This is a genomic window from Microbacterium sp. K24 (genome assembly GCF_004794465.1).
Taxonomy (GTDB): domain Bacteria; phylum Actinomycetota; class Actinomycetes; order Actinomycetales; family Microbacteriaceae; genus Microbacterium.
On record NZ_SSDJ01000096.1, the window covers coordinates 42,591 to 62,782 of the forward strand.

The following is a 20,192-nucleotide window of genomic DNA, read 5'->3' on the forward strand; positions in this document are numbered from 1 at the left end:
GGGTCGCGACCGGCACTTCATCCCCCACCGAAGGAGTTGCACATGGCTGAGATCACCCGCGACGTACTGATCATCGGCGCCGGAGCCGCAGGGCTCACGGCGGCGAACGACCTGCGCCAGGCCGGCCTCTCGGTCGCCGTGCTGGAAGCACGAGACCGCGTCGGCGGCCGCCTCTGGACCGATGTGATCGAGGGCGCGATGCTCGAGATCGGCGGCCAGTGGGTCTCTCCCGATCAGGACGCGCTGAAGGACGCCATCGAGGAGCTGGGCCTCGAGACGTACAGCCGTTACCGCGACGGCGACAGCGTGTACGTGGGTCCGGACGGCCAGTCGCACCGCTTCACCGGCGAGATGTTCCCGGTGGCGCCGGCGACCGAGGCCGTGATCGCCGAGATCACCGAGCGTCTGGACGCCATGGTCGCCGAGATCGACCCGGATCGTCCCTGGGCGCACCCGAAGGCCGAGGAATGGGACACCGTCACGTGGGACGCCTGGCTGCGCGCCCGGACCGATGACGACGAGGCCGTGCGCAACCTCGCCTTCGCCACCGGCACCGCGATGCTCACCAAGCCGACGCACTCCTTCTCGCTGCTGCAGTCGCTGCTGATGGCGGCATCCGCCGGCTCGTACTCGAACCTGGTCGACGCCGACTTCATCCTCGACAAGCGCGTCGTCGGCGGTCTCCAGCAGGTGCCGCTGCGCCTCGCGGAGCGCCTGGGCGACGACGTGCTCCTGAACCAGCCGGTGCGAAGCCTGGAGTGGGGCGCGAACGGCGTCACCGCCACGACCGACGACCTCACCGTCAGCGCACGGTACGCGATCCTCGCGCACGCACCGGTGCTCTACAGCCGGATCTCGTTCGTTCCGCCGCTGCCGCGTCGCCAGCACCAGATGCACCAGCACCTGTCGATGGGCTTCGTCATCAAGGTGCACGCGGTCTACGAGACGCCGTTCTGGCGTGCACAGGGGCTCAGCGCCACCGCCTTCAGCCCGTACGAGCTCGTGCACGAGGCGTACGACAACACGAACCACGGCGACGAGCGCGGCACCCTCGTCGGCTTCGTCTCCGACGCGAACGCCGACGGAGTGTTCGAGCTGTCGGCCGAGGAGCGCAAGGAGCGCATCCTCACCTCGCTCTCGCACTACTACGGCGACGAGGCGAAGAACCCGGTCGTCTACTACGAGAGCGACTGGGGCAGCGAGGAGTGGACCCGCGGCGCGTACGCCGCGAGCTTCGACATGGGCGGCCTGCACCGCTACGGCGCGGACCTCCGCACCCCCGTCGGACCGATCCACTTCGCGTGCAGCGACCTGGCGGGCGCCGGATACCAGCACGTCGACGGGGCGATCCGCATGGGTCACCTCGCCGCCGCGAACATCGTCGACGCGATCCGCGACGCGGGACCCACCGAGAGCGGCGACTGATGACCGGCTCGGTCGTCGTCGGCTACACGGCGACGGACAGCGGGGCGGATGCCGCGGCGCTCGGCGCCCGGCTCGCTCGCAGCCTCGGCGCGACGCTGCACCTGGTGATCGTGCTCCCGACCGAGGGCACGCGCAGCGCCGCGGTCCCGCCGGAGCGCGCCTACGAGGAGCACATCCGCGGTCAGGCGAAGAAGTGGCTCGCCGACGCGATCGTCCGGCTGCCGCAGGAGCTGACCCGCAGCGGACACGTGCGCTTCGGCGAGTCGTTCGCCGAGGGGCTCATCGCCGCCGGTGAGGAGTTCGGCGCGCGGGTGATCGTGGTCGGCGCCGCGGGCGGCGGCATCCTGGGGCGGCATCGCCTCGGCAGCGTCGCCTCGGAGCTGCTGCACTCGTCGACCATCCCGGTCGCGCTCGCGCCTGCGGGCACCGCGCAGCAGGATGATCACGTCATCCCGCGCGTCACCGTCGCCGTGGGCACCCGCCCCGGCGCCGACGCGCTGCTCGATGAAGGGGTCTCTCTCGCGAGCGACGCCGGCGTCGACCTGCGGCTCGTGTCGCTCGTGCCCTTCGACGTGCCACCGGGGCTCGACACCGGAGCGATCCGCGTGGTCGGCGACGAGCATTCGCAGGAGGTTCTCGCGGTCGCCTCGGAGCTGCTGCCCGACGGCCGGACCGCCGCCGTCGAGCGGGCGCCCGGCGACACCGTGGAGGATGCCGTCGCGCATCTCTCCTGGCTCCCCGGCGAGGTCGTCCTCGTCGGCTCCAGTCGGCTGGCTCAGCCCCGTCGACTGTTCCTGGGCTCCACGGCGGCGAAGATGCTGCACGAGCTGCCCGTCCCGATGATCGTCGTCCCGCGCACCCGCGCCGAAGCAGGAGTCCGCTGATGAGCAGCACGAATCGGGCGACGGAGCCCGAGTCCGGTGTCACCACCGGCATCTCCACGAAGGGTCTGAGGGCCGGCGCCGTCGGTGTGCTCGGAGCCGTGGTGATCGGCGTCTCGACCATCGCCCCCGCCTACACGCTCACCGCGTCGCTGGGCCCGACGGTGGCAGAGGTCGGCACCCAGGTGCCCGCCATCATCCTCGTCGGCTTCATCCCGATGCTGCTGACCGCCTTCGGCTACCGCGAGCTCAACCGCGTGATGCCGGACTCCGGCACCTCGTTCACCTGGGGCGTGCGCGCCTTCGGGCCCTGGATCGGCTGGATGACCGGTTGGGGGCTCATCGCCGCCACCGTCATCGTGCTGTCCAACCTCGCCGGGATCGCGGTGGAGTTCCTCTTCCTGCTGATCGCCCAGCTGACCGGCAACGCGGGGATCGCCGACCTGGCGTTCAACCCGATCATCAACGTCGTGGTGTGCCTGCTGTTCATGCTCGGCGCCACGCTCGTGTCGTACCGCGACATGCAGACGACGCAGAAGTTCCAGTACATCCTGGTGACCTTCCAGCTCGTCGTCCTGGTGGTCTTCGCCGTCGTCGCGATCGTCAAGGCCGTGTCGGGCGAGGCGCCGGAGCCCACGGCGTTCTCCTGGTCGTGGTTCAACCCCTTCGAGGTGCCGACGTTCAGCGCCTTCGCCGCCGGTCTGTCGCTGTCGATCTTCATCTTCTGGGGCTGGGACGTCGTCCTCACCATGAACGAGGAGACGAAGGATCCCGACAAGACGCCGGGCCGCGCCGCGATGCTCACGGTGTTCGTCGTCGTGAGCCTGTACCTGCTCCTGTCGATCGGCCTCATCATGTTCGCCGGCGTCGGGACAGGGGCCTTCGGGCTCGCGAACGAGGACATCTCCGCGAACGTCTTCTTCGCGCTGTCCGACCCCGTGCTCGGACCGCTGGCCTTCCTCGTCTCGCTCGCCGTGCTGTCGAGCTCGGCGGCGTCGTTGCAGTCGACGGCGGTGGGACCGGCGCGCACGCTCCTCGCGATGGGGCACTACGGCGCCCTTCCGAAGCAGTTCGCCAAGGTGAGCCCGCGGTTCTTCACGCCGGGTTATTCGACCATCGTGGCCGCCGTCGTCGCATCCGCGTTCTACGCCGTCATGCGTCTGCTGAGCGAGAACGTCCTGACCGACACGATCCTCTCGCTCGGCATGATGATCTGCTTCTACTACGGGCTCACGGCATTCGCCTGCGTCTGGTACTTCCGCAAGCAGTGGTTCGACTCGGCCCGCAGCTTCTTCTTCACGTTCCTGTTCCCGCTCGTCGGCGGCGGCATCCTGGCGGTGCTGTTCGTCACCACCCTGGTCGATTCGATGGACCCGGAATACGGCAGCGGATCGAGCATCGGCGGCCTCGGCCTCGTGTTCGTCCTGGGTGTCACGATCATCCTCGTCGGCGTGGTCATCATGATCTGGCAGCGCATCAAGCGCCCCGCGTTCTTCCGCGGCGAGACCCTGAGCATGGACGCCCCGCCGAGCATCCGCCGTCGCTGACCCGCACTCCTCCCCACAGAAAGAGAATCCATGAGCACTCAGACCGAGCAGGCGCTGCTCGACAGCATCCCCACCGGCCTCTTCATCGGCGGCGAGTGGACGGATGCCGAGACCGGCGGCACCTTCGACGTCACGGATCCCGCGACGGGCGCCGTGATCCGCACGATCGCCGACGCGACGCCGGCAGACGGCAAGCGCGCACTCGACGCGGCCGTCGCCGCGCAGGAATCGTGGGCGGCGACCGCTCCGCGCGTGCGCAGCGAGATCCTCCGCCGTGCGTTCGACCTGGTGCAGGTGCACAAGGAGGACCTGGCTCTGCTGATGACGCTCGAGATGGGCAAGCCGCTCGCCGAGGCGCGCGGCGAGGTCGTCTACGGCGGCGAGTTCCTGCGCTGGTTCAGCGAGGAGGCCGTGCGCATCAGCGGCCGCTACGGCATCAACCCCGAGGGCACCGGCAACATGGTCGTGTCGCAGCGGCCGGTCGGTCCGTCGTTCTTCGTGACGCCGTGGAACTTCCCGTTCGCGATGGCGACGCGCAAGATCGCCCCGGCGCTCGCCGCCGGCTGCACCGTGGTGATCAAGCCCCCGGCGCTCACGCCGCTGACGACGATCTTCTTCACGAAGCTGCTGGAGGAGGCCGGGCTTCCCGCCGGCGTCGTCAACGTCGTGCAGACGTCGAAGTCGAGCGCTCTCTCGGCGCCGATCATCGCCGACCCGCGTCTGCGCAAGCTGTCGTTCACCGGCTCGACCGAGGTGGGCCGCAAGCTCATCGCTCAGGCCGCCGAGGGCGTGCTCCGCGTGTCGATGGAGCTCGGCGGCAACGCGCCGTTCGTCGTCTTCGAGGACGCCGACCTGGACAAGGCCGTCGAGGGCGCCCTTCTGGCGAAGTTCCGCAACATCGGCCAGGCGTGCACGGCGGCCAACCGCTTCATCGTGCAGGCATCCGTCGCCGAGGAGTTCGCGCGCAAGGTCACCGAGCGCGTCAACGCCATGAAGATCGGCCGCGGCACGGAGGAGGACGTGGCGATCGGACCGCTCATCGACGAGGATGCCGTCGCCAAGGCGGGCGAGCTCGTCGGCGACGCGGTCGACCGCGGAGCGAGGCTCCTCGCCGGCGGCAAGGCGGTCGAGGGCACGGGCACGTTCTACGAGCCCACGGTGCTGACCGACGTCGTTCCCGGATCCGCGATCCTCCGCGAGGAGATCTTCGGACCGGTGCTGGCGATCGCGACCTTCGACACCGAAGACGAGGCCGTGCGCCTCGCGAACGACACCGAGTACGGTCTCGTCTCCTACGTCTTCACCGAGAACCTGCAGCGCGGCCAGCGCATGATCGACAAGCTCGAGACCGGCATGATGGGCCTCAACGTGGGCGTCGTGTCGAACGCGGCCGCACCCTTCGGCGGAGTCAAGCAGTCCGGCGTCGGACGCGAGGGCGGTTTCGAGGGCATCCACGAATACCTGTCCACCAAGTACACGCTGATCCCCGTCTCCTGAATCACGGGGTGGGTCTCTGAGCTCTGCCTGCGGGCCCACTCCTTCCCCCAAAACGAGAGGACGAATCATGACCGACTACGCCGTCATCAACCCCGCCACCGGAGAGACGCTGGCGTCCTTCGACACGTTCACGGACGCGCAGATCGACGAGGCGGTCGCGGCCGCCGACGCGGCGCACCGCGAGTGGTCGCGTTCGACGACCGTCGCCGAGCGTGCGGCGCTGCTCCGCCGTGCAGCCGAGCTGCACCGCGAGCGGCGGGAGGAGCTCGCCGATGTCTTCGTGCGCGAGATGGGCAAGCCCCGCGAGGCGGCGCTCGGCGAGGTCGACTTCGCCGCGGACATCGCGGAGTACTACGCCGACCAGGCGGAGTCGATCATGGCCGACCAGCCGATCGCGATCCTCGGCGACGGGTCGGCGATCATCCGCCGCTCGTCGCTGGGCCCGCTCGTGGGGATCATGCCGTGGAACTTCCCCGCGTACCAGATCGTGCGCTTCGCCGCCCCGAACCTCATCGTCGGCAACACGATCCTGCTGAAGCCCGCACCGCAGTGCCCCGAGTCGTCGACCGCTCTCGAGGCGATCTACCACGACGCCGGGTTCCCGAAGGGCGCCTATCAGAGCGTGCTGGCGACGAACGAGCAGATCGCGACGATGATCGCCGACCCGCGCGTGCAGGGCGTGTCGCTCACGGGCTCCGAGCGGGCGGGCGCGGCTGTCGCCGAGGTCGCCGGACGCAACCTCAAGAAGGTCGCACTGGAGCTCGGCGGCTCCGACCCGTTCATCGTGCTGTCCACGGACGACCTGGATGCCACCGTGAAGGCGGGCGTCGACGCGCGTCTCGACAACAACGGCCAGGCGTGCAACGGCGCGAAGCGATTCATCATCGTCGACGGACTCTACGACGCGTTCGTCGAGAAGTTCACGGCGGCGATGGCGGCGGTCGAGGCGACCGATCCGATGCTCGACGACACCGTGCTCGGCCCCGTGTCGTCGGAGACGGCGGCGGAGAACCTGCAGAAGCAGATCGACCAGGCCGTCGAACAGGGCGCGACGCTCCTCACCGGCGGCACCCGCGAGGGCGCCTTCTTCGCGCCGACCGTGCTGGCCGACGTCACCCCCTCGATGGACGTTTACCGCGAAGAGCTCTTCGGCCCCGCGGCGGTCGTCTATCGCGTCGCCGACGAGGACGCCGCCGTGGCCCTGGCGAACGACACGACCTTCGGTCTCGGCTCGTACGTCTTCACGACGGATGCCGAGCAGGCCGAACGCGTCGCCGACAAGATCGAGGCCGGCATGGTCTACGTCAACCTGGTGCTCGCCGACAGCCCTGAGCTGCCGTTCGGCGGCATCAAGCGCAGTGGCACCGCGCGTGAGCTCGGCCACCTCGCCGCGGATGAGTTCGTCAACAAGAAGCTCATCCGCATCGGCTGATCCGGCCGGAGACGTGCGAGGCGGCACCCTTTCGGGGGTGCCGCCTCGCATGCTCTCACCGGGCGAGTTGTCGCGTCGGGGCGGTCAGTACGATGGCCTGGTGGATGATGCAGACGGAGCCCGCGGGCTCACCCGAGGCGGCCGACTGCTCGAGCTGCGCACGCGGAGTGCGGCGCTGACCGCGCAGTTCCTCCGGGACAACGGTCCGGTCGTGCTCACCGACGTCGCGACGGGGACGGGGCTGTCGCGTCCCACGGTGATGGACCGGGTGGGGGAGCTCGTCGAACGCGGCGCGGCCGCCGTCGCCGGCAAGCGGGTGGCGACCTCCAAGGAGTCGGGTCGCCCTGCCATGCGGTACCGCTTCCGGGGCGAGATCGGCTACGTGGCCGCCGTCGAGATCGGCAAGCGCTCCACTCACCTGCTCGTGAGCGACCTGGCGGGCACGGTGGTGGCGGCGCGGCGCTGGCTGCATGAGCGGGCCGACGCGGAGTGGCCCGTCGCGGCCGACGTCGTCGATGAGCGCCTGCGCCTCGCGTGGACCGCGATCGCCGCGCTCGTGCCGCGTCCGGAGCGGAGTGCCGGCCTGCTCGGGGTGGGAGTCTGCCTGCAGGGGCTTCTGGGGCCCGACGGCATCGTGACGAACTCCGCGGACTTCCCGGGCCTCGTCGGCGTCGATGTTGCCGCCCGCGCGACGGAGGCCCTCGGGGTGCCCGCACGCGTGCACCTCGATCTCGCGGCGGCCGGTGTCGCGGAGCATCGGCTCGGTGCGGCGCAGGGCCTCGCCTCCTTCGTGCTGGCGACCGCATGGCCCACCGTCGCCGCGTCGGTCACGATCGACGGGGCGCCCTATCGAGGCGCCCGGAACCTCGCCGGGGTGATGTACCGGATGGACCTCTCGGCGCTGCTGCCGAACCCGTACGACGGAGACGACGCGGGCCTGCTGCGGGATCTGACGGAGCGTCGCGCGGGGGCACCGCTGTCGGCCGACCTCGCCGCGGTCGATGACCGGATCGCCGTGCAGCTGGCGGCCGCCGGCGCGACGATCGATCCCGAGGCCATCCTGCTCCTCGGCCCCGCGGTCGAGGCCGATCCCGAGCTGGTCGACCGTCTCGCCGAGCGCCTGCCCGCTTACGTCTCCGCGGACCTGCCGCTCGAGCTGCGGCGGGCGGTGCTCGGTCCGATCGCCCCGGTCGTGGGCACTCTGCTGAGCACCCTCGACGAGGCCAGCAGCCGACTGTTCGAGGATCGGATGCCGCCGATTCCCCGCCTCACGCGCGCCGCGGAGGTGACGGACGCCTGGCTCGACGGCATCCGTCCCGAGGAGTCGCAGCGGGCGTAGGGTCGAAGCATGACCACTGTCGCCGAGAACATCGTCCGGACTCTGCGGGTCAACGGGATCGACCGCGTCTACGGCATCCCCGGGGACTCCCTCAACGGCTTCACCGACGCGCTCCGCAAGGACGGCACGATCCGATGGGTGCACGTGCGTCATGAGGAGGCCGCGGCCTTCGCCGCCGCGGCGGATGCCGCGACCACCGGCGAGCTCGCGGTCGTCGCGGGCTCCTGCGGTCCCGGCAACCTGCACCTGATCAACGGCCTCTACGATGCGAACCGGTCGCGTGTTCCGGTGCTCGCGATCGCCGCGCACATCCCGACGACCGAGATCGGCACGGGCTACTTCCAGGAGACGCACCCGCAGGAGCTCTTCCGCGAGTGCAGCGTCTACGTCGAGTACGTCGCGGACGCCGCGCAGATGCCCCGGCTGATGGAGATCGCGATGCGCGCCGCCATCGAGCAGCGCGGCGTCGCCGTGCTCGTGATCCCCGGCGACGTCGCCCTCGCCGACATCGCCGACGACCGGGCCGTGGTGATCGAGCGGGCCCGCCCGGTGATCACGCCCAGCGGGGCCGAGCTCGACAGGGCGGCGACGCTGCTGAACGCGGCGAAGAAGGTCACGATCCTGGCCGGCGCCGGTGTCGAGGGCGCCCACGACGAGGTCATCGCCCTCGCCGACCGATTGGCTGCCCCGATCGTGCACGCGCTCCGCGGCAAGGAGTTCATCGAATACGACAACCCCTTCGACGTCGGCATGACCGGGCTGCTCGGCTTCGCATCCGGCTTCCGGGCCATGGAGGCCGCCGACGCCCTGCTGGTGCTGGGCAGCGACTTCCCCTACGAGCAGTTCTATCCCGAGGGCGCCACGACCATCCAGGTCGACATCCGCGGATCGCAGCTCGGCAAGCGGCATCCGCTCGATCTGGGTCTCGTGGGCGACGTGCGGGCCACGGCGGATGCGCTCCTGCCCCGGCTCGCCACCCGCGACGACCGCGGTCACCTCGACGATGCCACCGCCCATTACCGCAAGACGCGGGCGAAGCTCGACGAGCTGGCGGTGCCCACGAGGGGCAAGCGCCCGATCCACCCGCAGTACCTCGCCCGACTCGTCGACGAGTACGCCGACGACGACGCGATCTTCACCGCCGACGTGGGCTCGCCGACCGTGTGGGCGGCCCGCTACCTCACGATGACGAAGGAACGCCGCCTGATCGGCTCGTTCACCCACGGCTCCATGGCGAACGCGCTGCTGCACGGCATCGGCGCGCAGGTCGCCCACCCGCACCGGCAGGTCGTCGCGCTCGCCGGAGACGGCGGGCTCTCGATGATGCTCGGCGAGCTCCTCACCGTCACCCAGAACGGGCTGCCGGTGAAGACGATCGTCGTGAACAACTCCTCGCTGAACTTCGTCGAGCTCGAGATGAAGGCCGCCGGGTTCGTCACCTACGGGACGGGCCTCGAGAACCCCAGCTTCGCGGCGATCGCCGAGGCGATGGGGATCTTCGCACGCCGCGTGGAGCGCAGCGAGGATCTGCCGGATGCCGTGCGCGAGGTGCTCGACCACGACGGGCCCGCCCTGCTCGACGTCGTCACCGAACGGCAGGAGCTGTCGATGCCGCCGGCCATCGAGGCGGCCCAGGTCAAGGGCTTCGCGCTCTACGCGATCCGCACGGTCATGTCGGGCCGCGGTGACGAGCTCCTCGACCTCGCCAAGGCCAACTGGCGTCAGCTCTTCTGAGCCGCGCTCCGATCAGCTCTCGGCCAGCGCCCGCACCTCGGCGGCCTCGCCGTGCCGACCGAGCGCCTCGAGTACGTCACCGAGCTCGAGCGCCGCGACCTGTCGCAGCGCAGGGTGATCGGCGCCATGCTCGACGGCGCTCCGGTACACGGGCACGGCGTCGGCAGGACGCTCGTTGCCGGCGAGCACCCGGGCCGCGAAGAGCTCCGATCCGCCGGCCATTCCCGTGTCGCCGAGTGCCGCGAACCCGTCGGCGGCGGTGAGGGCTGCGGCGACCGCCTCGTCCACGCGCCCGAGCTCGGCCAGAGCCCGTCCGCGGGAGTCGGTCACGTCCGCCAGCAGCCAGCCGGCCTCGTGCTCCTGTGCGAGGGCCGCGACCTCGTCGAAGAGGTCGAACGCGCGCTCGTCGCCCCGCCCGCCGTAGGCCTGACCGAGGCTGTGCAGCACCTCGGCGACGGCTCCGGCCGCGTCATCCGCCTTCCGCACGATCTCGGCGGCGGATTCCAGGAGCGCGATCGCGTCGTCGTTCTCGTCGAAACGCGCGAGGATCTTCGCCTGCTCGGTCATCGACATGGCCTGGTCGGCGTGCTCCTCGGCCTCGCCGAACAGGTCGGACGCGTACCCGTGGGCGCCCACGGCCTGCCCGAACTCGCCGGAGGCGCTCAGTGCGCGGGCGAGCATCGACGCCGTCATGGCGCGGGATGCGGGGGAGACCTCGGCCTGCTCCTCCTGCTGCAGCACTTCGCCGAACAGCTCGGCGGCCTCCACCGCGTCGCCGGCGCGGAGCATGGCGCGCGCCATCCGGAAGCTCACCCCGGTGGAGTCGCCTCCGGCCTCGCCGCCGATGCGGCCCGCGACCCGGTACCGCGCGACCGCCTTCTCCGGCTCGTCGGCATCCTCCCAGAGGGCGCCGGCCAGGAGGTGGGCTTCTGCCAGCGCACGGGTCGCGCCGAGCTCGGCGAGCAGTCGGCACGACTCATCGGCATCGGTCGCACCGTCGGCGTAGGCGCCCGTGCCGCCGCGCACCCGTGCTCTCGTCTGGAGTGCCTGGGCGCGATGGCCCGCGCTCACGTCGTCCTGGGCGAGCAACCGGTCGAGCACCGACGACGCCGACTCGATGTCGCCCTTGTTCAGCAGAGCCGAGATCGCCACCAGCGTCGTCGTGTTCGACAGGCGTGCGTCCTCGGCCTCGGCGAACGCCCGGGCCGCCACCTCGGCGTGGTCGAGCGCGGCATCCGCCTCATCCGCCTGCAGGTGCAGAGAGGCACGGCTGATCGCGAGGTCGCCCCGCGACCAGGCCGGCAGGGTGGCGGATGCGGCGATCTCCTCCTCGAGTCCGGCGGCCGCCTCGGGGGTGTTCGCCCCGAACGTCGCCAGTCCCAGGCGCTCCTCCAGGTCGGCCTGCTCGTTCCTGCCCGCGGCGCGCAGGGCTGCGATCCGCTCGGGGAGCAGTTCTGCCGCCTCATCGGCGCGATCGAGGGCGATGAGGATGCCGAGGCGCATCGACTGCAGCTGCGCCAGCTTGGCAGGATCCTCGACCTCCAGAGCCCGCGGCAGGGCCTCGAGCATCTCGTGCTCCGCGCCGAACTGGGCCAGCTGCATCGCCCGCTCGTACCAGCCGTCGGCATCCACCGGGGTCACCGACGGGGTCGGAGCCGCGAAGGCGTCGGACCGGATCGGCACGTCGTACTGCTCGGTCTCGAGCGCTCGCATCCGTGCCAGCATCCGCGCATGGCCGTCGGTGCCGTCCCGCCGGTCGAACTCGGCACCGATCCGCTCGGCGGAGGCCCACGCGGCCGCGGCGAGGTCGGCCGCACTCCAGACGCCGTCGTGCGCGCCGAACAGGGGCACGAGGGCGGCGGCGTCGGCGCCGCGCACCGGCGTCTCGCCGTGCCCGGTCGCCACCACCCGATCGAGGGCGACGGCGAATGCGGCGAGGGCCGCGAAGTGCGCGTCGACGTTCAGCCCGTCGTGTGCCAGCCAGCCGATGTGCCGCTCGATCATCGCGAGCGCTCGCGCCTCGTTGCCGGTGAGAGCCGCGAACACGATGTTGTTGGCGACGATGCGGAGGTTGTCCGGGTTGTCCTTCGCCAGCCGGTAGCTGCGCAGGTGCGCCGTCTTCGCCTCGTCGAGGCGTCCGGCACGCAGGTACGGCATCAGCACGCGCGAGAGGGCGTGCTCGGGCTCCTCGCCGCACGAGAAGCCGCCCTCGATCATCTCCTCCACCAGGCGGATGGCGTCGGCATCGCGGTCGGTCTCGGCGAAGAAGCCGGCGAACTGGCTGCGACCGCACGCGTCGCAGTGGCTGTGATCGTCGCGGGGCGTGGCCTCGAGCTGCACCCGCAGCTTCTCGGCGTCGTCGAGGCGTCCGGCATCCCACGCATCCTCGAACCGCGCCGTGAGCACCCCGCTGGCACCCAGCCCCGCTGCGCGATAGTGGCTCTCCATGTCGTCGAGCACCGCGGCGATCTGCTCCTGCGAGAAGGCCGGAGACGAGCGCAGCGACGAGGCCATCCACTTGAACTGCCACATGAGGTCGGCGCCGCCGTTGTCGAGATCGGCGGGGAAGCGCTGCGGGTCGGCGTCGTGATGCGCCAGACACCACGCGAAGGAGTTCAGCATGACGTCGGTCGCGCCGCCCATGTTCGCCGATGCCGTCTGCCGCATCCGCGCTTCGTATTCGAGGCGCTCGTCGCCCATCTCGACGGCCAGCGCCACGGCCTCGTTCACGAGAGCCTGCTCGGCCGGCCCCCACGGCGTGCGGTCGATCTCCTCGATGAGCTGCTGGAAGCGCTTCTTCGGACGTGCCATGGACGGACCCTTCGGTGAGATGTCAGTGGGCGTCCCCGAAGGGGATCGAGTCCCCTTCGAGTCCGGCCGAGAGCGAGACGAGGTCGGACAGCGCGGTGGTCATCAGCGCGCGGTCGGCATCGCTGAGCGGGTGGTGCCCCGCGAGCAGCGCCTGGATGTAGAGGAGCTGCACGGTGCGGGCGAACACCGCATCGTCCTGCACCCGCACGAGCGCGCGCACCACGCGGTTCGACCAGTTCAGGCACAGGCGGGCACGGAGGTCGTCCTCGCGTGCCGAGGACAGCGTGCGGTCGATGCGGTCCAGTACCCCGCCCCACAGGGCCCCGGTGACGCCCTTGGTGCGTCCGCGATCGATCGCGCGCAGCACCTCGGGGTCGGCCACGTAGAGACCGGCGAGGTCGGGCCGGTCGATCGAGCGCACGACGACCGAGCATTCGGATGCCGCGAGCACCGCTCCTGCGCGCGCCTCGAGACCCACCGCGGCGTCGCGGTCGTCGAGGGGAGGCGGATCCAGCCGGTCGAGCTCGCCCGTGACGTCGACCTGCTCGACCGAGACGTGCGGGTGCAGCTCCGGCAGCATGCGGATCAGGTCGGCGTCGTAGAGGTAGCCGCCGTTGACGAGCACCTCGTCGGCCGGGGAGATGCCGGCGACCTGACGGAACTCGTCGACGCTCTGGGCGTAGCGGATGTGCGGGTAGCGCTCGACGAGGTCGCCGACCCGCATCGTGCCGTGCGTCGTCTCGACCGTCAGCCAGCGGGTGATGAACCGCGCGAGCTCCTCGTCGTGCCGCACCAGCGACTTGAGGCCGACCTCGTGCACCGCGACGAACTGAGCGAGACGATGCGGTTCGCGCAGCCCGAGCTCGAGCACCCAGCGGCGGATGCCGGCGCCGAGCTGTTCGCGCACCCGCTCCAGCGCGGCATCCTCGACGAGCGACTCCCGGCTGGCGGTGGGAGCGAGTCCGGTGGAGTCGATGACGGCCCGGACGAAGAACGCCCAGTCCGGCAGCACGTCGTCGACGCGTTCGGAGAGCAGCATCCGTCCGAGGTACATCCGCGTCGCCTGACGCGCGCCGGGCGGGGGCGCGTAGGGGAGCACGTACGCGAGGCCGCGCGTGCCGGTGGCGGGTTCGGACAGCTCGATCACGTCGAGGGGAGCGGCGCCGAGCAGATCCCGCCCGTAGTCGACGGCGGCCGCGAGGTCGCGCGCCGGGTCGAGGAACGGCGGGTCCCTCGTGATGTCGATGCCGCCGGCCGCCGCGTCGACGGTCACCCGCACGGGGAGGAACTCGCCGAACGTCGTCGCCAGCTCGTGCACGGCCGCGGGGCGCAGCAGCTCATCGGCGTCGAACCGCGGCACGAGGTGCACGCTGGTGCCGATCGGCAGCTCCTCGTCGATCTCAGCCACCTGGAACGTGCCGTCGGCGCTGCCGGTCCACTCGACCGATGCGCCGCCCCTGGCGCTGCGGGAGCGGATCACGATCGTGTCGGCCACCATGAAGCAGCTGAGCAGTCCGATGCCGAACTGACCGAGGTAGTCGCTGCGGGGCAGGTCGAAGATGTCGCGCTTGGAGCTGCGCCCGACCGTCGCGAGCAGGTCGGCGACCTCGGCGGCGGTGAGGCCGATGCCGTCGTCGCGCAGCACGAACTCGCCGTTCTCGGCGGTCAGAGGGGAGATCCGGATGCTTCCACCCCCGCCGTCCACCTCGCGGCGTGCCGTGATCGCGTCGCGGGCGTTCTGCAGGAGCTCCCGCAGATACACCCGAGGACTGGAGTAGATGTGCCTGCTGAGCAGGTCGACGACTCCGCGCAGGTCCACCTGGAACTGCTGCACCTCAGCGCTCACCGGCGCTCCCTCCCACTGCATCCGCTCGCCGAGCCTAACAACAACCGGGCCTCCGGCCGGTTCGGCTTCGCTCGGAGGATGCCGTATGCTGGTGGAGCAGTTGTTGTCTGCATTCTTTCGCCGTGCCTGGGATCACCCGATCACAGTTCGGCGGCAGAGGGCGGAGAACACCCCGGGGCCTCGGAGCCTCTAGGGCGGTAGCTCAATTGGCAGAGCAGCGGTCTCCAAAACCGCAGGTTGCAGGTTCGATTCCTGTCCGCCCTGCGCGTCAGCGCAACGCTGACACACGAAAGGTACATTCAGGATGGATCAGGAAGAACCGCGCGGCGAGCTGGTCGCGGCTGGCGCCACCCGCGAGAAGAAGCCCGGCTTCTTCGGCAGGTTCTTCGGGGGCATCGCCCTGTTCATCCGTCAGGTCATCTCCGAACTGCGCAAGGTCGTCACCCCGACTCGCAAGGAGCTGTTCAAGTTCACCGGTGTGGTGCTCGTCTTCGTTCTGATCGTCATGGGCATCGTCTACGGCTTGGACACTCTGTTCGCGTTCGTGACGCACTGGGTATTCGGAATCCCCGACTGATGACGCCCGCGGCTCTAGCCGCAGCTATGGAGAAGAAGCAACGTGTCTGAACGATATTCCGACGACGCCGACTGGGCGACCGCCGCAGAGCAGTCCAGCGAGGAGGACGAGGCCCAGGAGGGCAACGTCCTCGCCGAAGAGGAGCTCTCCGTCACCTCTGCCGAGCACGTCGCCGTCCACGTCGAAGACGAGGACGCCGAGGAAGACAGCACGGAAGACATCGACATCGACATCGACGACCCGGAGGCGGATGCGATCGTGAACGACGCTCTCAACCTGGACGAAGCGGCTGAGTCTGAGGCTGCCGCTGAGGTCCTCAACGATTCTGTGGCCGAGGAGTCCGCCGAGCAGGAAGCTGCGGCGGCCGACGAGGTCACCCCGTACGACGGCCCCGACGTGAACGGCGAAGACGACCGCCCGGTCGCCGCCGACGATGCTGACGACGACCCCGTCGCGGCCGCCGTCGAGGCGGAAGAGGCCGAGGACGAAGACGCCGAGGAGGACCCGTACGAGGCCTTCCGCATGGACCTCCGCATGCTCCCGGGCAAGTGGTACGTCATCCACTCCTACGCCGGCTTCGAGCGCAAGGTCAAGGCGAACATCGAGCAGCGCAAGTCGACGCTCGAGGTCGAGGACGAGATCTACCAGATCGAGGTCCCGATGGAGGACGTCGTCGAGATCAAGAACGGCCAGCGCAAGATGGTCACCCGCGTGCGCATCCCGGGCTACGTGCTCGTGCGCATGGAGCTGACCGAAGACACCTGGTCGGTCGTCCGTCACACCCCGGGCGTCACCGGCTTCGTGGGCAACGCCCACAACCCGACGCCGCTGCGCTTCGAAGAGGCCTTCAACATGCTGAAGGCCCTCGTCGAGGTCAAGGACGTCCCGACCGCCAAGAACATCGCGTCGAAGGGCGGCGTCGCCGTCGCTCGTCCGCTGCCGGCCGAGGTCGACTTCGAGGTCGGCGAGACCATCACCATCAAGGAGGGCTCGTTCGCGGGTCTTCCCGGTTCGATCAGCGAGATCAAGCCGGAGAGCGGCAAGCTCACCGTGCTCGTGTCGCTCTTCGAGCGCGAGACCCCGGTCGAGCTCTCGTTCGACCAGGTCACCAAAATGGTCTGACCCTGGGTCATTGAGCCTGTGACGAGAACGCCCCGCCGGTCCGCCGGCGGGGCGTTCTCGCGTTCTCTGGCGTTGTCGAGCGGCCCCTTTGAGTGCGAGCCGCCCCTTTGTGAGCGTCCGTAGAGGGGTGGTTCGCGCAGAAGAGGGCCGGTCGGCGGGCAGAGTGAGGGGTCAGCCGGCGTGCTGGGCGGCCCAGTGCGGGCTCTGGATCAGGCCGAGCAGGTTGCCGAACGGATCGCTGACGGATGCCGACCACCAGCCCTCTCCGCGTTGGGTCACCGCGTCGAACGCCGTCGCGCCGAGCTCGATGAGCCGGTCGAACGTGGAGCGGACGTCGTCGACGTGGATACTCAGGAGAGCGCCGCCCGGCTGAGCGAGCGCCGGACGGAAGCGGGCGTCCATGAGGGCGAATTCGTCCTCATCGTCGCCGAAGCGCCACTCGGCGTACTGCACGGGCCCCTGCTCGGGGCGGACGAAGTAGGGCGCGGAGTCGAAGACCTCGGCGTACCAGGCCACGGCTGCGGTCATGTCTTCGGCGACGAGGTTGAGATTGGCGAGACCACGGAACATGTTCTTCTCCTTCTTCGGTGGGGCTGTTTGTTCTATGCTTCCGGGTGAAGTGATCACCGAATGATCACTTCGGAGAAGGGATTCCGAGATTCGCGCCGACCGTCTCATCCAGGCTCTGCTGCTGCTCCAGGGGCGACCCCGGATCACCGCAGCCGAGCTCGCCCGCGAGCTCGAGGTCTCGGTGCCGACCGCCCGCCGCGACCTCGAGGCCCTCGCCATGTCGGGTGTGCCGATCTATCCCTCGCGGGGCAGGGGAGGGGGCTGGCGGCTGATCGGCGGCGCGCGGACCGATCTGACCGGCCTGACCCAGGGCGAGGTGAACTCGCTGCTCGTCGCGCTCGCGCAGAGCGGCGCCGCGACGCCCGAGCGCATCGCCGCGATGCGCAAGCTCGTCCGAGCGGTGCCGGAGCCGTTCCGAGAAGGCGCGCAACGGGTGGCGGCGTCGACCGTGCGCGATGCGCCCTGGGGGATCACCGAGGACGACACTCCTCCCGCCGTGGTCGCGGAGGTGCAGCGGGCGATCGCCGGATCGCGGCGGATCGCGCTGCAGTACGAAGGCTCGTCCGCTCGGAGCGAGACGGAGGTCGTGCCGCTCATGGTCGGCAGCCGCGGGCCGCGGTGGTACCTGATCGCCGCGCCGGCGAGCGAGGGGACGGATGCCGCTGACGACACCCGGCTCCGCACCTATCGAGCCGACCGGATCGTGGACGTCCGCGTGCTCGCGACGAGGGGGGTCGCGCCGGCCGGCTTCGATCGCGCGCGGGCCTGGGCGGAGATGGTCGAGCGGGTCGAGAGCTTCCGCGGTGCCGTACGGGCGATCGTGCACGTCGAACCGTGGGCGGTGAAGGCGCTGAGCGACCGTTTCGGCGCGCAGGCCCGGATGCTCGACGGGCCGCCGGACGGCACCGGACGGGTGCGGATGGAGGTGAGCGCGCACCGCGTGGATGCACTGGCCGAGCAGCTGGCCGGCTGGACCGGCGCCGCCGAGGTGGTGGCTCCTGCGTCCGTGCGCAGCGCGCTCCGAACCCTCGGTGAGAGGATGGCGTCGCTTTACGGCGCCCCGTCGGCGCAGGATGGATCAGAAACGACTCTGTAACCACCCGCTCCGATGCGTTTCTGATCCCGCATTCGCTGCCGCCGGATGCCGAACACGGAGGCTCCGCTCATCGGGTAGACTTGTGTGGTTTGTGTGCCGCTTCGGCGTGCGCACAGACGACCGCAGCCCGGAGATGCCGGGTTCGCGGGAGAAACGGGTGCGACTCGCATCCGATTCGATGAAAGGAAAGAGAATGGCACCGAAGAAGAAGGTGACCGGCCTGATCAAGCTTCAGATCAACGCCGGTGCAGCCAACCCGGCGCCGCCGATCGGCCCCGCGCTCGGTCAGCATGGCGTCAACATCATGGAGTTCTGCAAGGCGTACAACGCCGCGACCGAGTCGCAGCGCGGCAACGTCATCCCCGTCGAGATCACCGTCTACGAGGACCGCAGCTTCACCTTCGTCCTGAAGACCCCGCCGGCGGCGGAGCTCATCAAGAAGGCCGCAGGCGTGCCCAAGGGCTCGTCGACGCCGCACACGGTCAAGGTCGCGAAGATCACCAAGGACCAGGTCCGTCAGATCGCCGAGACCAAGCAGGCCGACCTGAACGCCAACGACATCGAGGCCGCCTCGAAGATCATCGCCGGCACCGCCCGTTCCATGGGCATCACGGTCGAGGGCTGAGGAGAATAATCATGGCTAAGTCCAAGGCATACAACGCTGCTGCCGAGAAGATCGAGGCAGACCGTTTCTACACCCCGTCCGAGGCAGTCGCCCTCGCGAAGGAGACCGGCTCCGCGAAGTTCGACTCGACCGTCGAGGTCGCGCTGAAGCTCGCCGTCGACCCCCGCAAGGCCGACCAGATGGTGCGCGGCACCGTCATCCTTCCGCACGGCACCGGCAAGACCGCCCGCGTCATCGTGTTCGCGACGGGTCCGGCCGCTGAGGCCGCGATCGCCGCGGGCGCCGACGAGGTCGGTGGCGCCGAGCTGATCCAGAAGGTCGCCGACGGCTGGACCAACTTCGACGCCGCGGTCTCCACCCCGGAGCTCATGGGCCAGGTCGGTCGTCTCGGCAAGGTCCTGGGCCCGCGTGGCCTGATGCCGAACCCGAAGACCGGCACCGTGACCCCGAACACGGCCAAGGCCGTCGAGGAGATCAAGGGCGGAAAGATCGAGTTCCGCGTCGACAAGCACGCCAACGTGCACTTCGTCGTCGGCAAGGCCTCCTTCACCGCCGAGCAGCTGAACGAGAACATCGACGCAGCGCTCGAGGAGATCGTGCGCCTCAAGCCGTCGAGCTCGAAGGGCCGTTACATCCAGAAGGGTGCGGTGTCGACCACGTTCGGCCCCGGCATCCCGCTGGACGTCAACGCCATCTGACGCTGAGTCACCGAAACGCCCCCGGGTCCGCCCGGGGGCGTTTCTGCGTCCGCCCCGGAGTCCGACATCTGAAGTCATCGGATGCAGGGGGTCGGGGCATCGGCGCGTACTGTGGATGGGTTCCATCCTTGCGCCACAGCACTGCGCACACCGCACCCCAGGAGGGTTTCATGTCTCGTCGCCTCATCGCCGTCACGGCACTCGTTCTCACGGCCGCGGCGCTCACCGCCTGCAGCGGCTCGAGCGCACCCGAGGAGTCGGGCGCGAGCGACGACGGCGGCTCGGCATCCGACTTCGGTCTCGTGAACGACGGCGTGCTGACGGTCGCGACCGAGGGCACCTACCGCCCCTTCAGCTTCCACGGCGACAACGGCGCCGGCGAGCTGACCGGTTACGACGTCGAGATCATCCAGGCCGTCGCCGACAAGCTCGACCTCGAGGTGAAGTTCGAGGAGACCCAGTGGGACGCGATCTTCGCCGGCCTCGACGCCGACCGCTTCGACGTCATCGCGAACCAGGTCACGATCAACGACGAGCGCGAGGCGAAGTACCTCTTCAGCGAGCCCTACACCGTCTCGCCCGGTGTGATCGTGGTCCCCGAGGACGACGACTCCATCACGTCGTTCGACGACCTCGAGGGCAAGACGACCGCGCAGTCGCTCACGAGCAACTGGTACGAGCTGGCCACCGAGTCCGGTGCACAGGTCGAGGGCGTCGAAGGCTGGGCGCAGGCCGTCGAGCTGCTGCGTCAGGGACGCGTCGATGCGACCATCAACGACAAGCTCACGTTCCTCGACTACGAGACGACGAACAGTCCGTCGGGTCTGAAGATCGCCGCCGAGACGGATGAGGCGGGCGAGCAGGCCTTCGTGTTCACGAAGGACAAGGAGTCGCTGGTCGAGGCCGTCGACGCCGCCCTCGACGAGCTGCGTGCCGACGGCACCCTCGCCGAGATCAGCGACAAGTACTTCGGCGAAGACGTCACCCAGTAG

The 20,192-nt window shown here is 69.8% G+C and carries 16 protein-coding genes and 1 tRNA gene; 14 read left to right on the forward strand and 3 right to left on the reverse strand.

The features are described 5' to 3' along the window. Nucleotides 1–42 precede the first annotated feature (42 nt). The 7 genes from DW306_RS08830 to poxB all read left to right on the forward strand — a co-directional run bounded on the left by DW306_RS08830 (nt 43) and on the right by poxB (nt 9,855). Nucleotides 43–1,425 carry an NAD(P)/FAD-dependent oxidoreductase gene (locus DW306_RS08830; RefSeq protein WP_136055232.1) on the forward strand — a complete coding sequence of 461 codons (1,383 nt, stop codon included), beginning with the start codon at nt 43–45 and terminating at the stop codon, nt 1,423–1,425. After that, on the forward strand, nt 1,425–2,309 hold the full coding sequence (locus tag DW306_RS08835) for a universal stress protein (RefSeq protein ID WP_136055233.1): 885 nt from the start codon (nt 1,425–1,427) through the stop codon (nt 2,307–2,309). The genes DW306_RS08830 and DW306_RS08835 overlap by 1 nt, the downstream gene beginning before the upstream one ends. Continuing rightward, complete coding sequence (locus tag DW306_RS08840; protein WP_136055234.1) at nt 2,309–3,853, forward strand: APC family permease; 1,545 nt, start codon at nt 2,309–2,311, stop codon at nt 3,851–3,853. Before DW306_RS08835 ends, DW306_RS08840 begins: the two co-directional genes overlap by 1 nt. Before the next feature lie 30 nt (nt 3,854–3,883). Next, nucleotides 3,884–5,350, forward strand: coding sequence for an NAD-dependent succinate-semialdehyde dehydrogenase (locus DW306_RS08845; protein ID WP_136055235.1), 1,467 nt, complete (start codon nt 3,884–3,886; stop codon nt 5,348–5,350). Nucleotides 5,351–5,417: 67 nt separating this feature from the next. After that, the gene (locus tag DW306_RS08850) at nt 5,418–6,782 is read left to right on the forward strand and encodes an NAD-dependent succinate-semialdehyde dehydrogenase (RefSeq protein ID WP_136055236.1); all 1,365 of its coding nucleotides are present in this window, start codon (nt 5,418–5,420) and stop codon (nt 6,780–6,782) included. Nucleotides 6,783–6,882: 100 nt separating this feature from the next. Beyond that, complete coding sequence (locus tag DW306_RS08855) at nt 6,883–8,121, forward strand: ROK family protein (RefSeq protein WP_168429268.1); 1,239 nt, start codon at nt 6,883–6,885, stop codon at nt 8,119–8,121. 9 nt (nt 8,122–8,130) lie between these two features. Continuing rightward, complete coding sequence (gene poxB, locus DW306_RS08860; protein ID WP_136055238.1) at nt 8,131–9,855, forward strand: ubiquinone-dependent pyruvate dehydrogenase; 1,725 nt, start codon at nt 8,131–8,133, stop codon at nt 9,853–9,855. Between the two features lie 12 nt (nt 9,856–9,867). Here the strand turns inward: poxB and DW306_RS08865 are convergent, their stop codons facing one another. Further along, on the reverse strand, nt 9,868–12,666 hold the full coding sequence (locus DW306_RS08865) for a hypothetical protein (RefSeq protein WP_136055239.1): 2,799 nt from the start codon (nt 12,664–12,666) through the stop codon (nt 9,868–9,870). Nucleotides 12,667–12,688: 22 nt separating this feature from the next. Further along, nucleotides 12,689–14,533 carry an HSP90 family protein gene (locus DW306_RS08870; RefSeq protein WP_136055240.1) on the reverse strand — a complete coding sequence of 615 codons (1,845 nt, stop codon included), beginning with the start codon at nt 14,531–14,533 and terminating at the stop codon, nt 12,689–12,691. A gap of 170 nt (nt 14,534–14,703) precedes the next feature. Here DW306_RS08870 and DW306_RS08875 point away from each other — a divergent pair. The 3 genes from DW306_RS08875 (at nt 14,704) to nusG (ending at nt 16,211) form a co-directional block, all read left to right on the forward strand. Continuing rightward, nucleotides 14,704–14,776: transfer RNA gene (locus DW306_RS08875), tRNA-Trp, on the forward strand. A 40-nt stretch (nt 14,777–14,816) separates the two neighbouring features. Further along, nucleotides 14,817–15,089, forward strand: a complete 273-nt coding sequence (gene secE, locus DW306_RS08880) for a preprotein translocase subunit SecE (RefSeq protein WP_136055241.1) — start codon at nt 14,817–14,819, stop codon at nt 15,087–15,089. 42 nt (nt 15,090–15,131) lie between these two features. Then, nucleotides 15,132–16,211, forward strand: coding sequence for a transcription termination/antitermination protein NusG (gene nusG, locus DW306_RS08885; RefSeq protein ID WP_136055242.1), 1,080 nt, complete (start codon nt 15,132–15,134; stop codon nt 16,209–16,211). Between the two features lie 171 nt (nt 16,212–16,382). On the opposite strand, the gene DW306_RS08890 is transcribed toward nusG, so the two are convergent. Next, a complete protein-coding gene (locus tag DW306_RS08890; RefSeq protein WP_136055243.1) occupies nt 16,383–16,781 on the reverse strand; it encodes a VOC family protein in 399 nt (132 codons plus the stop codon). A 106-nt stretch (nt 16,782–16,887) separates the two neighbouring features. Here DW306_RS08890 and DW306_RS08895 point away from each other — a divergent pair, with 106 nt between their 5' ends. From DW306_RS08895 to DW306_RS08910, 4 genes are all read left to right on the forward strand, one after another. Beyond that, nucleotides 16,888–17,877 carry a WYL domain-containing protein gene (locus DW306_RS08895; protein WP_275092148.1) on the forward strand — a complete coding sequence of 330 codons (990 nt, stop codon included), beginning with the start codon at nt 16,888–16,890 and terminating at the stop codon, nt 17,875–17,877. A 193-nt stretch (nt 17,878–18,070) separates the two neighbouring features. Further along, nucleotides 18,071–18,502 (forward strand): 50S ribosomal protein L11, encoded by a 432-nt coding sequence (gene rplK / locus DW306_RS08900; RefSeq protein ID WP_091226625.1) that lies wholly within the window; start codon nt 18,071–18,073, stop codon nt 18,500–18,502. Between the two features lie 11 nt (nt 18,503–18,513). After that, nucleotides 18,514–19,200 carry a 50S ribosomal protein L1 gene (gene rplA / locus DW306_RS08905; RefSeq protein ID WP_116635728.1) on the forward strand — a complete coding sequence of 229 codons (687 nt, stop codon included), beginning with the start codon at nt 18,514–18,516 and terminating at the stop codon, nt 19,198–19,200. A gap of 170 nt (nt 19,201–19,370) precedes the next feature. Next, nucleotides 19,371–20,192, forward strand: a complete 822-nt coding sequence (locus DW306_RS08910) for an amino acid ABC transporter substrate-binding protein (RefSeq protein ID WP_136055245.1) — start codon at nt 19,371–19,373, stop codon at nt 20,190–20,192.